The organism is Spirosoma litoris (genome assembly GCF_054776755.1).
Genome location: NZ_BAAHBI010000011.1, coordinates 77,128 through 90,801, shown reverse-complemented (window position 1 = coordinate 90,801; position 13,674 = coordinate 77,128). Strand labels below are relative to the sequence as shown.

Annotated in this window: 7 protein-coding genes; 4 read left to right on the top strand and 3 right to left on the bottom strand. The window is 47.0% G+C overall.

The features are described 5' to 3' along the window. Positions 1-308: 308 nt before the first annotated feature. The gene (locus ACYVGR_RS10375; RefSeq protein ID WP_460956235.1) at positions 309-3,533 is read left to right on the top strand and encodes a TonB-dependent receptor; all 3,225 of its coding nucleotides are present in this window, start codon (positions 309-311) and stop codon (positions 3,531-3,533) included. A gap of 403 nt (positions 3,534-3,936) precedes the next feature. On the opposite strand, the gene ACYVGR_RS10370 is transcribed toward ACYVGR_RS10375, so the two are convergent. Beyond that, positions 3,937-5,346, bottom strand: a complete 1,410-nt coding sequence (locus tag ACYVGR_RS10370; RefSeq protein WP_460956334.1) for a M14 family zinc carboxypeptidase — start codon at positions 5,344-5,346, stop codon at positions 3,937-3,939. A gap of 295 nt (positions 5,347-5,641) precedes the next feature. Here ACYVGR_RS10370 and ACYVGR_RS10365 point away from each other — a divergent pair, with 295 nt between their 5' ends. From ACYVGR_RS10365 to ACYVGR_RS10355, 3 genes are all read left to right on the top strand, one after another. Continuing rightward, entirely contained in the window at positions 5,642-6,943 is a 1,302-nt protein-coding gene (locus ACYVGR_RS10365; protein WP_460956233.1) for an APC family permease, read from the top strand. A 126-nt stretch (positions 6,944-7,069) separates the two neighbouring features. Then, positions 7,070-7,240: a hypothetical protein gene (locus tag ACYVGR_RS10360; protein WP_460956231.1), complete on the top strand. Its 171-nt coding sequence runs from the start codon at positions 7,070-7,072 to the stop codon at positions 7,238-7,240. 511 nt (positions 7,241-7,751) lie between these two features. Further along, a complete protein-coding gene (locus ACYVGR_RS10355; RefSeq protein ID WP_460956229.1) occupies positions 7,752-9,632 on the top strand; it encodes a heparinase II/III domain-containing protein in 1,881 nt (626 codons plus the stop codon). A gap of 17 nt (positions 9,633-9,649) precedes the next feature. Here the strand turns inward: ACYVGR_RS10355 and ACYVGR_RS10350 are convergent, their stop codons facing one another. Together ACYVGR_RS10350 and ACYVGR_RS10345 are read right to left on the bottom strand one after the other, a co-directional pair. Then, positions 9,650-10,933, bottom strand: coding sequence for a D-alanyl-D-alanine carboxypeptidase (locus ACYVGR_RS10350; RefSeq protein ID WP_460956227.1), 1,284 nt, complete (start codon positions 10,931-10,933; stop codon positions 9,650-9,652). A 17-nt stretch (positions 10,934-10,950) separates the two neighbouring features. Continuing rightward, positions 10,951-13,596, bottom strand: a complete 2,646-nt coding sequence (locus ACYVGR_RS10345; protein ID WP_460956225.1) for a T9SS type A sorting domain-containing protein — start codon at positions 13,594-13,596, stop codon at positions 10,951-10,953. Positions 13,597-13,674 lie beyond the last annotated feature (78 nt).

Sequence of the window (13,674 nt, the reverse complement as noted above, 5' to 3'; positions counted from 1 at the left end):
TAAGTTTACTGCCAAACATTTACAAATATCCTAAAAGTTCATCGACTTACTTGGGTATTGGACGCAGATATAATTTATAAGTCACTCAGTTTTTAGTAAGCTCCTGAATTTAACCTGCTTAATGTATTTATCTGTTTGTTTTGTTACCTCCACCAAGCGAAAATCAGGGTTCATTAACACTAGATTACAACCTGCTATAGGTTCTTAACAAATCCTTAATCGTACATCACCCTTTCATAACATTAGCCTAACAGAGGGCGTAGGTATTTCCGTGAATTTTGCAGCGAAATACACCTATTGATTTACAAATGAAATCATTTATTTCTACAACATTACTTGTACTACTTCTTTTTGCTGCGAGTTTATCCTCCTGGGCACAGGTAACAACGAGTGGACTCTCTGGCCATGTTACCGATGCCAAAAAAGAAGCCTTAGTTGGCGCAACTGTACAGGCCGTTTACACGCCCACCGGCACAAAATACGCAGCCGTTACGGATATCGATGGTCGCTACCGCATTAACAACATGAATGCAGGTGGGCCTTACGAAGTCGTCATTACCTATGTCAGTTACAAAACTGAAACCCGTAACGATGTAACGTTACAGTTGGGAGAAACAACGAATCTCAATATCACGCTTCAGGATGCCAGCACGCAACTTAGCGAAGTTGTAGTGAAAGCCAACCGCGAAGGTGAACGTCAGGGAGCAGGTCTGAACGTAAGCGGTGAAGCTATTCGTCGGTTACCGACCATCTCACGGAGCTTGACGGACATGACCCGCCTGTCTCCCCAAGTTAACAACAACAACTCGTTTGCAGGGACCAACTTCCGCTACAATAACGTAACTGTCGATGGTGCGATCAACAACGACGCTATCGGCTTTAGTCCTTCGCTTGGTGGTTCAACCGGCACATCGGGCCAGCCTGGTTCGAGTACACGTACAAACCCAATCAGCCTCGACGCTATCCAGGACATTCAGGTAGCCGTAGCTCCGTTTGATGTTCGTCTGGGTAACTTCCTTGGCGGTTCGGTTAATGCCGTAACACGCAGTGGAACCAACGATGTAACGGGCTCTGTATACGGATTCACCCGCAATGCAGCCCTGACAGGCTCCTGGAATGGCGCATCGAATGCGAAAGAAAAACTGCCAAGCACCTTTTATGAATATCAGACAGGGGTTCGGGTTGGCTTACCACTGATCAAGAACAAACTCTTCTTTTTCACCAACGAAGAGATTACTCGTCGCCAGGACCCTGTTCAGTTCCAGGCTGGCTCGCCCAGCTCGCTAATCAAAGATGCAGCGTTGGCTCAGCAGATCAGCGATTTCGTTAAAACAACCTACGGTCTTGATGCCGGTGCATCTGGCGATTATTCGATCTACTCGAAAAGCACGAAGTTCTTCAACCGCCTTGACTGGAATATCAACGACAAGAACCAGTTGAGCATCCGGAACAACACCGTATTCTCAGAAGCAACGAACTTAGAGCGTGATGCCCAAAACTTCCGTTTCGGCAGCATCGATTTCAAACAGACGAACAACCAAAGCAGCACGGTTGCTGAGTTAAAAAGTCAGTTTGGTGGTCGGGCTTCTAACAGCTTGATCCTGGGTTATTCGAACGTACATGACTTCCGGAATACGCTGTCTAATGTTCGGTCATTCCCACAAGTTGAAATTGGCTACAACGGCGGTACGATCTTCTTAGGAAACGACCGGGAGGCATCGGTCTTTAACCTGCGCCAGAAAACATTCGAAGTAACGGACAACTTCACGTTCTACCTTGGCAAAAACACGTTCACAGTAGGTACGCACAACGAGTTTTACACCATCGATTACGGCTTTGTTAACTCGCCTAACGGACGTATCTCGTACCGCTCTCCAGCTGAGTTTTTAGCACAATTGCCAAACCGGGTTCGGGGTTCGTACCCATTCGGCGACGCTAGCAACAATCTGGATAATCAATTCAACAATCCATACGCGCACTTCAATGTTAACCTGATGAGTTTGTACGCACAGGATGACATTCAGCTTAGCGATCGCTTTAAACTATCTCCTGGCGTTCGTTTCGACTATACAGGATTGCCCAACAAGCCAACCCTGAGCTCACAGGTAACTAATTCGGCCGGCGACCCAACCAACATGGGTACGACCTATAGCTTTACTCCGCTGAACAAAATCACGAATAACTACCTAAACAACGTTCAGATTTCGCCCCGCTTAGGCTTTAACTTCGATGTGAACGGTGATAAGAGTGTGGTAATTCGGGGTGGAACGGGCTTGTTCACGGGTCGGATTCCATTCGCCTGGTTAGGGTATGCGTTCTACAACAACGGTGTAGGCTATGGTGCGTATGACTTTAACAACAACGCTACAGCAACAACCAAACTGGTGGGCGATCCTTTAATACCGAATGGTGGGGTATTGATCAACAACAACCCAGCCAACGGTGGTGTAACCCGGACGCAGGTTGACTTGATCGACAACAACTTCAAAATGCCACAGATGTTCCGGAACAACCTTGCTGTTGATTACACGGTTTCTGGCTATAAAATCACGCTCGAAGGATTGTACACGAAGGTGATTCAGGACCTGAAATTCCAGCAGGTTAACACCAAAGATGTGGTTCGCTACTACAGCTACGATACGCAGCATCAGCAGCCAATCTACGTTGCAGCGAACGGAACTGCCGGAGCACAACGCATCGACAACAACTTTGCAAACGCCTACATGCTGTCGAACACCAATCAGGGTTATCGCTACAGCCTGACAGCTCAGATTCAGAAGAACTACGCAGCTGGTTTTGGTTTCTCGGCCGCTTATACCTACGGAAAGTCGTACGATATTACCAACGGTATTCGGAACTCGATGGAATCGAACTGGCAGTTGAACCAGTCGCTGAATCCAAACAATCCGCAACTGGCTTATTCGAACTTCGATATCCGGAACCGGATTGTCGGTACGATCAACTACCGCAAAATGTGGACTCCAAATCAGGCTACGACTGTTACCCTGTTCTACTCGCTACAATCGGGCACACCGTTTTCGTGGGGCTATGTTAACTCAACGATCGATGGAACAGGCCAGGCTAATAGCTTAGCGTATATCCCAAAAGACCTGGCCGAAGCACAAACACTGCTGCCAACAGGTTCGCAAGCTGCTGACTTCATGGCTTTCGTAGAATCAGATTCATACCTGAAAACACGTAAAGGCACCTTCACCGAACGGAATGGTGGTCGTACTCCCTGGAACAACACGATGGACCTGCGCTTCCTGCACGAGTTCAAACTGAAAGGCCGTCAGTCGATCCAGATCAGCTACGATATCATCAACTTCCTGAATCTGTTAGACAAGAAACTGGGGTACGTTTATTTCTCGCCTAACACGTTCAACTCAACTGCATCAATCGGTCTGGCACGGGCAACCAACCCTGGTACGGGTGATCCAACCTTTACCTGGTCTGCTCCTGCTGCTCCCTACTCAATTGATCCACTGGGATCGCGTTGGCAAATGCAGATTGGCGCACGGTACACCTTCTAAGATTAACACCTTTCTCTTCATAATAGCAATCGCCCGACTGAAAAGTCGGGCGATTGCTATTATGTGCTTAATGCTAGTTTGTGGTGTCGGTTTCTCAAAACCGACACTATGAGAAAGTCACGTATCCACAAAAGAAAAAACCAGAACAACGCCCTGGCCTTTCGTGCGACACCAATATGAAGAATGAGACAGATGCTTATCTGTGCAAACTTAATACACCAAAGGTAGTCGCCTAGTATTACACAAATGTTACGCTAGTATTACGCTTGCATTATACCTCGTCCAATTTAGTTTCTATCGATTCTTTGGATTCTATCGTCTTTGATTATCAGCACAATAGAACCAACCGCGCGGGCGGCCCCGAGAATCTATAGAATCCCCTAGAATCTAGTTTGCCAAAGCACTAGTCAATGATACCATTCTGACGATTTTCGGAATTTTCTTTCCAGAAACCATTGATGAATCGGTACTGAATTTTATTACTTTTCTTAAGAAGGAAGGTTGGTATCTGCTCTAATTCAAGGGGTTGGGCGGGCAGAGTACCTTCAAACAATAAATGCACGGCTTGCGTGGGGAAATTGTCCTTTTGTGCCTTCCGTACTTTAAAGGCCACGACACCATCCCGCCCAAGAGCTGGCAGATCAAGTTTGGACAGATCAGCCACTGAATCCAACGTATCTGGATAGGTATAAGCTGGAACCAGTGTCAAACCTGTTGCGTCGATTTCATCGATTCCGTAAAATGTAGAAAGGTCCCCGATGTCATCAACGCTACTCTTATAGTAAAACCCATCGGCCGCTTTCGTGTTGGTTTCATACTGGTTGATGCCCACATCGACAAGAACGGGGCGGCCTTCGCGAATAACGGTGGCATTTCGGATCAACACATCAAACAGCGCCCGACCATTTTCAGGGATCGCCTGGTAGTCGGCACTATTTTCCTGTTTGTACGACCCATCGGCAATGGATTTCAACGCAGTCAGGATCGCCACGAAATTTAATCGGCGGATCGTCATTTTTTCGGGATCACCTTTAAATCCGCCCGACTCAATCAGTATCAGCGTGGTACCCCATTTCTGAATGTTATCGCCAAAGGCACGGGGTTCAAACTCATCATCGTATCGACCGACCTGGCCCGGTATGAATTGTTGCAAGGCTCGGTTCATCCCCACAATAAGCTGCATCGATCGCTGCCGAACATCGTTGACGTTCCGGTCTTCGTCGTACGCCGTTGCCAGAAACGAAACGACGGCTTGTTTCCCCGTTTTACCAACACCATAGCGTGGATTCTGATCGTGTAGATTGAAGCCGACGAGCGGTTTAAGCGTTTGCTGGAGGTTTTTAAGAAGTGTCCCTTCGGGCGTTTGCAGGCGCAGCGCATCTCGGTTCATATCGATATCCGTTGCCGTTCGGCGTTGAAACCGCTCCGCTCCGTCAGGATTGAGCATCGGTACAAAGTACAGCGTGGTATTGGTCAGTATCGTCTGCCGTAGTTCATCGAAGCCGTCGTTTTTTGCTTGTAAAAAAGTGAAGATGTCGAACATCGCCATCGTAGCCGTAGCTTCATCGCCGTGCATCTGGCTCCAGAGCAACACCTTCGTTTGTCCTGTGCCCGCTTTCACCTGATGAATCGATCGCTTCTCCAACGACTCGCCCACCTGGCTAACAGACAATGGCCCGCCCAACGCATTCAGCAAGGGCAAAATATCCTTATGCTTAAACCGACGGTGGGTAAACGTTTTTTCTTTGTACGTCTCGTGGGCGTCATGTAGCCGACGCGCTAATTCCTGAGCTTGTGAATCTAGTACACTCATGCGTAATAAAAATAGAATCGTGACCGAGTTGACGCGCCAGTTTGCTGTATAGAAATCAATCAAACCAGCTACTTTCTCTTCAATCCACGCTTTCATTGGTTTATATGTTTTGTCCAAGCCAGAGGCCGCTCACCGAAGCCAATAAACTACCCTAGATGGGTGAATTAGCGAAAATCTCATATGGGCAAACTTACGAAAAAACGGAGTTGGCACGCAGATGACGCGGATATAGCAGCTTTTCACAGATTTTATTCGCTATTATTGTACAAACCACTTTCCTCCTACCCGCCGGACTATGGCCCAGAATCAACTCAAAAAATTGTTAGGCGTCGGCTTTGGCGTGGCTGTTACTATTGGCGGTACCATTGGCACGGGCATTCTCCGTAAACCTGGGCCTATTGCGCAGGATATTGGCAACCCTACCCTTATCATCGCTGTTTGGTTGATTGTCGGCGTATATGCCCTGGCGGGTTCGTTGTCGGTAATGGAGTTGGGAACAATGTTGCCTAAAGCGGGAGGCTGGTATGTATATGCGCGTAGGGCATTTGGCAACTATGCTGGCTTCATTATTGGCATTAGCAGCTGGCTGGGGAGTGTATCGGCTATGGCGTTTGGCGCAGCAGTCATGAGCGAATATACGGCCTTACTATTCCCATCCACAGCTGATTATCAAAAGGTTGTTGCTATTGGGATTCTGGTGGCATTTGTGGCGTTTCACTCTATTGGGGTACAATTGGCCAGCCGGGCGCAAGAAGTGATGAGCCTCCTGAAAGGCGTTGGCTTATTGCTCTTTGTTGTCGTTTGCTTTGTGGTAACCCCCGATCAGCCAGCTCTTTCCGCTACGAGTATCCGTCCATTAGCCGAAGGTGGTATCTGGATAGGCATTCTGGCGGCTCTCCAATCCGTTTTTTATACCTACGATGGCTGGCACACAGCGGCTTACTTTACTGAAGAAGACGTTGACCCCAGCCGAAACCTGCCTCGTTCGATGATGAGTGGTGTCTTGCTCATCATTGGTATTTACATTCTGGTCAATCTGGCGTTGCTATATGTACTTCCAGTTGAGACGCTGGCCAGCTCAAAGCTTCCAGCTGCCGATGCCATTCAGGTGTTATTCGGACCAGGGAGTGCCCAGGTTGTAACCTTCCTGCTCATGATCTCGATTATGGGGATCATCAATGCGCAAATCATGTTCAACCCGCGAGTCATTTTCGCGATGGGTAGGGATGGGCTATTTTTTCGATTCGTTACGCACGTAAATGCGGGAGGAACACCTACGTATGCGACCGTGCTGACAGCAGGGGCTTCTGCCCTGATGATTCTAACAAATACCTATAGCAAGCTCTCCGATATCGCTACTTTTTTCTTTGTGCTCTGCTATGCTTCTGCTTTTGCGGCTTTGATTCGGTTGCGCCAAACCGAGCCGGATCTCGCCCGACCCGTTCGGGCATGGGGCTATCCATTTACGACTTGGATACTCCTTATTGCTTCGCTTGCCTTTCTGCTGGGCGTGGTTATTGGCGATTTCTCAAGCAGCTTGTATGCCGTTGCCTTCATTATTGTGAGCTACCCGATCTATCAGCTAATCAAGCGGTAATAGAAACTTTCTATTATCTTTAATGCGTTGATTAAATGCCAATGATTTGGGTTAATATAGATTCACCTTATTAGAAATCCATAGACATTCATCGCTGATTATCAAAGAAATCCAAACTTTAGAAACATGGCAACTGTATTGACACCAACCAAAAGCATAGCCAAACAGATGCTTGAGGATAAAAAAAAGATTCAGGAATATTTGAAGACCAAAGATGAGTCTAAACGACCAGGAGGAATCAAATTTGCCGCACTTATTCCCCTATCAGCTTGTACCGATAGAGGACAAAGCCACTAATAGCATTATTTATTCGTTTGAAACTGACAGTCAGGTTAAATACGAACTTGTTTTTAAGTCTGATAGCGACTACCTCCCCGATGAATCTATTGCTGATAATGTTTACTCCTTCATTCTCACAAGAGTCAGTGGCAAAGTAGGTATTATTGATAAGAGAATCAGAGATACAGTTATTTATGGTTTGCGAGCCGCCTTCGATGCCAATCCAAACCTTGTTATTACATACACCTGTAGTACCGACAGCAATCAACAAAAGCAACGAGCTTTACTATTCCGTCGGTGGTTTTTTCAGTGCGGGGATAAATACAAAAGCATCGATTTTTCTGACAGTAAGCGAATTTACGCGACTGCCCTTTTCCGAAATGACCATCTTTTACAAGATCAGATAATCAATACCTTTTTCAGAGTTTATCAAAATAAATGATCGTTCGCAATAGACAGGTAAAGCTGTCTTATTTTCGACTTATGCGTTTGACTTCTCCGGACAACCTACTCAAACGCATAACTCGTTATGACCTCTTTATTTTTTCGACTTACATCTCTCCTGCTCCTGCTTCATTTCGTTGCCATAGCACAGGTCGATCATCTGGCTAAGGCCAATAAACTCCCCGCCCACCCACGATTATTGTTGTTGAAAGGCGAAGAAGAAGCCATTAAACGGACCATTAGTACAGATAAAACCTGGAGCAATTTGAACCAGGCAATTCTGAACGAATGCGATGCCTTGCTCGACAAGCCTTCACTGGAACGGATAAAGATTGGACGACGCTTGCTCGACAAATCCAGAGAAGGCTTACGCCGGATATTTTATTTAGCCTATACCTGGCGATTCACCCATCAGGAAAAATACCTGAAACGAGCGGAACAGGAACTACTGGCTTTATCAGCTTTTGACGACTGGAATCCGACCCACTTTCTGGATGTGGCCGAAATGACAATGGCCATTTCCATTGGTTACGACTGGCTTTACAACGACTTATCCGATCAGTCGCGGTCGATTATCAAAGGCGCTATTTTGAAAAAAGGAATTGAACCCTCTTTAGATTCGAAATACAATAGCTGGCTAAAAGCCACCCATAATTGGAACCAGGTTTGTAATGCGGGGATGGCTTATGGCGCGCTGGCCATTTATGAAGATCAACCCGAACTAGCCAAAAGCATCATTAACCGGGCGATCGAATCGGTTGTGTTGCCTATGGGCGATTACAAGCCCAACGGGGCTTATCCAGAAGGGTATGGCTATTGGGGCTACGGCACCAGTTTTAATGTGATGCTCATCAGCGCTGTTGACAAAGCCTTCGGAACCGATTTTGGCCTGACAAACGAACCGGGATTTTTGAAAACGGCGGGCTATCTGGAAAACATGACTGGCCCTTCCGGAAATGCCTTTAACTACTCCGATTCGGGTTTATCCGGTGAATTACAACCCGCTATGTTCTGGTTTGCTCAAAAATCGAAAGACCCGTCTTTACTGTGGGTAGAACGAAGTCGGTTACAAACGAATGACCCGAAGAAACATGTTAAGAATCGACTGCTGCCGGCTATTATGCTTTGGAGCAACGGTGTAAGTATGAATGCGATAGCCGAACCGAAACCTACCATGTGGGTTGGAGAAGGTCGCAATCCAGTAGCGCTTATGCGCACTTCCTGGTCCGACCCGGCAGCAATTTATGTGGGCTTAAAAGCGGGCAGTCCGTCGGTAAACCATGCGCACATGGATATTGGCTCGTTTATTATGGAAGCTGACGGCGTACGCTGGGCCATGGATTTCGGGATGCAGGAGTATGAGTCGTTAGAATCGAAAGGCGTGGATTTGTGGAATAGCAAGCAGGATTCGCAACGTTGGCAGATTTTTCGGTACAATAATTTCGTGCATAACACGCTCACAATAAACAACGGACTGCAACGCGTTGCGGGAAAAGCCGCTATCACGCATTATTCTAATACGCCGATGTTCATGAATGCGACCACCGATTTAACGGATGTCTACAAAGAGTCGTTGACAAACGCAAACCGGGGTGTCGCTATCCTGGATAAATCGTATGTAATCATCCGGGATGAACTCGAAACGCCATCCACCGAAACCACTGTTCGATGGACAATGCTTACTCCGGCTACAGTAACTCTTACGGGTAACAAAGCGGAATTGACTAAAGATGGCAAGAAATTAATTTTACAAGTCGACGAGCCCGCTCGTGTAGAATTAAAAACCTGGACTACCAATCCACCTCATGAGTACGATGCGCCCAATCCAGGAACCACGTTGGTTGGGTTTGAAATAACGCTTCCCGCTAATACGAAAACGGCGCTTACAGTACGGTTAATCCCTGAAAAATCGGTTAACCAGGCCGCTAAAAAAGTACCACCATTAGCGCAATGGCCGAGCAAGTAGTAAGGAACTACTCCCTTCTAAAACCGCTCATGAATTTCTTTCAACAGCTCCCCCGTTCGTCGGCGCATTTCGCTTACTGTCTGGGTAAAGTTGTTATGCATAATACTGAAGTAGAGCGTTTTGCCCGAACGCGTCAGTACATAACCACTTAAATTATAAACGCCCGTCATAGAACCCGATTTGGCAAAAATATAAGGCTTACCATCCATCGCTATACTTCGTAACGTACCCGATTGTCCAGCAGCTGGCAGCAACGCAAATAATCGTTGCCGCGGTACTTTCGCATCAATACGGCCGAGTAAGGCAATTAGCACGTTGGGCGTAAAAACGTTGTAACGTGACAGGCCCGACCCATCGACCCACCTGGCCGAAGTAGCCGGTAAGTGCAACACACTATCGGCCATTCTACGAAGTTCAATCGTTGGCGTAAGCATCGCAGAATTCCGTTCAGCGGAAGCCATAAACAGTACCTGTTCGGCAAACTGATTATCACTTACAAACAGCATCCGTTTGTAGAGTGAATCTGTCGCAGAACCTCGTAATAGTTTGGTTATCGGTGTTAGGGGACGGTTTATAACACCAATAGGGCGGTGCAATGTATCGGATAAGAGTTGAGCCACTAACTCCGCCGACCACCGAAATGGTACATCCTGCCGACCAGATTTATTACCATTCGGAAGGATGAATTGATTCGTATATTCCAACCTCCTAACACTGTTAACCACAGATTTACTATCTGAATTAATACGTAAACTATCCAAAAATCGGTGGGGACTCACCGTAACAGCAGTCTGCACTCCATTCTTAAATCGAGCAACATTTCCATAAATGGGTAGTGAAGCTAACTCAGGAGAATAATCGTCGTTATAGTCATCCCACGCCCAGCCTGGCCCGAAACGTGGCCCGTTATAATTAGCTGGAGAGAAAAACAGCTTTTCGGGCCGCTTCCGTAGAAAAGCCAATGCACTCGTGTCGGGCAAGTCAGGGTGGAGTAACAGGGGATTTCCGGTGCCCCAGAAAATCAGCGAGTCACCATTGGTAACATAGCGCAATGCCGGTAGTGAATCCGGCAAGGATAACAACCCGGTGTAAAAACTAAACAGTTTAGTATTCGATGCGGGGGTGAATGGTTTATCGGCATTATATTGAATTAACGCCTTTTTCTGAATGGGGTCATAGAGTGCAACACCTGTAAAATGATCCGTGTAGATTGGGTTGATTCGTAAATCACTACTAATACGCCGGGCGGGCGAACAACCTAGAACAATACAGGCAAAGACGAATGGCAATAATGCTTTCATACACAGACTTATGTGAATTACTTTGCAATAATAACCTTCTTCGTCTGTATCGAGTCGCCTACTTTCAACTGCATCAAATACAAACCTGCGGGCAATTGCCCAACATCAAGTTGCTCACTGATTTGCTTACCGTTCACTTTCAGAGTCAATTGCCGAATGGGTTGTCCAGTTAGGCTGCTAATCGTCAATCCGAGTTCGGAAGTTGGTTTCAGTAGTTCGGCCTCCAATTGCATAGTCCCATTGCTCACTGGATTGGGATATAACTTAAATGAACCTTCACGAATAGGTCCCTCGGCTAAGATTAACGGAACAGGCGTTTGAATAAACAAGTTGTCAATAGCCCATCCCCATCCGTACGAGAGTGGATCGGCAAACAAACGAAACCGAATCAGGAGTTGATCACCCGCCTTGAAACCCGTTGTTTGGTTCAATAACGGTATTTCCCGTCGCCGATACATGGCCGGAAAGCCGCCCGCTTTGGAGTTTTTCTCACTACGCAAACCCGTTACTAAATCGCTGTTATAGGCTGTTAACCACTCCGTTCGGGCATTTGCGCTATAGGCATCTAGCAGCGGTTTCCAGGTTTGGCCATTATTACTGGAACCTTCGACCACAACGTAATCATAAAAATTACTGTCACCCAGACGACTACCCGTCGCACCCGGCTCAACCAGCACAATTTCATCGAATCGAATAATAGCGCTGTCAGGGTTTGCTTTTATGCGAATAGGCGTTAGCAACGTGTAATCGTAGTTGCTTTGCGATTGAAAATCAGTGCCATTCGGATATGGGTGCGTTGAATGAATAGCCCCATCGCCGAAACTGGCTGGCGTAGTGACTGTAAATCCATAGCCCGCAAAATCGCTGGCTGTCGATCCATCATTGAAGGTATTCACATATTGATCACGTACCGCTTTTGTGGCTACAACCGTAAGCTGATAGAAACCGGTCGACGGGTTAGTAGTCTGATTTTTAGCCCGAGAACCATCCTGCGCAACAATCCGATAGGTAATCTTATCGCCAACTTTCAGTGAGTTGGCCGGAAAATTAATCCGATTGACGTAAACGCTGTCGTACGTATAGTTGCCGATCGTCAATCGATTATAGCTTAGTGGTAGTGCTGACTGCGACACGCCATTGATTTGATAATCAACATAAGCGCTGGAAATACCCGCCCGATCATCAGCTATCCGAGCATAGATTGGTAAGCTATCGGCAACGGCTGTCGAGAAAATACTTGTTTTTGCGGGCGCGTACTGAATAGTTGGTGGCACATTGTCGGGGCCGATCTTGACGTGATTCCAAATCTGCCCTCCCGCGAGTTGCTTTCCCGGATTTGAAAACGTCCGGCCCGACGCATCCTGTGCCTGGAAATAATACCAGATATCACCCTGTGCCTGGGCCGCTGGCAGTGTGTACTGATACGTATCGGTAGTTCCAACACGAATTAAGCTAACAGTTGTAGCCGCCGAATCAGTGGCGGCTGGCGCAGTTTTACGATAAACTAAGCGCATTGAACCTGCTATCAATGTTGTGTCGCTAATAATACGTGTACTAAATACCAGGTCTTTAGCATCTTCTGTATTCGCGATTGGATCATGCAGTACCGACGTTGTTTTCCATTCCAGATCGGAGAAGAATTTCAATACATTGATCCCCGGCGAATGAATCGACTCGGCAAGTCCCAGCTTCGGCGTCATGAGCGAGTTAATATTGCCGGGAGGATACGTATCCTCATCTAAATGGTAAATACTGGAAGCCCGCGAAAACGTAGATTTCGCGTGAACCCGGAGTTTTTGCCCCGTGGTTTGTTGCAAAACCGCGCCATTCAGAAACAGATCATTCCCGGTTAGTTGGCGGTTCAGCGGAATAGAGTTATTTGGAAAAACGTCCTGCGAGGTTACCAACCGTCTTTTCGGTCCACCGGCTCCCCCAGTTTCAATAAAGCAATCATAAATCGAGGGTAGAGCTGCCAGATATTGCCCATTGTTCATGTCGCCGGGAAAATCCGTAACGTTGAAAAAGCCAATGAATCCCAATCCGTGCGCCAGTTCGTGTAAGACGACCGTCACCATATCGGTTTGCCCCGCCGGTGTTAGCCCATCTGTGCCAAAATACCACTGATTATTCCGGTTGAAATCTGCAACAATATCAGCTTCATTGAGACCATTCAAGTTCTTATGGGCAATTTTTTCGGCCAATGCAATTGGGTAAAAAGCCGTTGCTTTCTGCCCTCCATCGAAATTATAGCGGTAAGACGTTGGCCCCGCCGATCCTAATAAATTGGGTTCGTCCGACACCCAATTAGCCTGAATACGGATTGGCACCGAGGAAACAATCAGCGTAGACCAAATGTCGACGGCATATTGAAAGGCTTTTTGGGCCTCTTGCGTAAAGTTGGTGTAGGTAACAATAAACTGGGCGGTTTGCGGGGCTAAGCGCCCGGACGAACTTTGCCTTTTCAGAAAGGCTTCGGGAGCGGGTACTCTTGAGAAAGCGTCACGGTCGTCTTTATAGTACTTGATTTTAGTTCCGGCGATGGATAAGCTAAGCGGGTACGTTGCTGCTGCGCCTGGTGTAGATGAGCCAATTTTCTGAGCAAACACGGGATTTAACAGCATCCTAACCGCGAATAATACTACCAGCAACTTCCCGTAGTTCATAGGTATTTATAGTGATTCATCTGCTGCAAGTTTCACTTCAAAACGGCCATTAGCAAATGGGGGCCCTAAAAATGATCG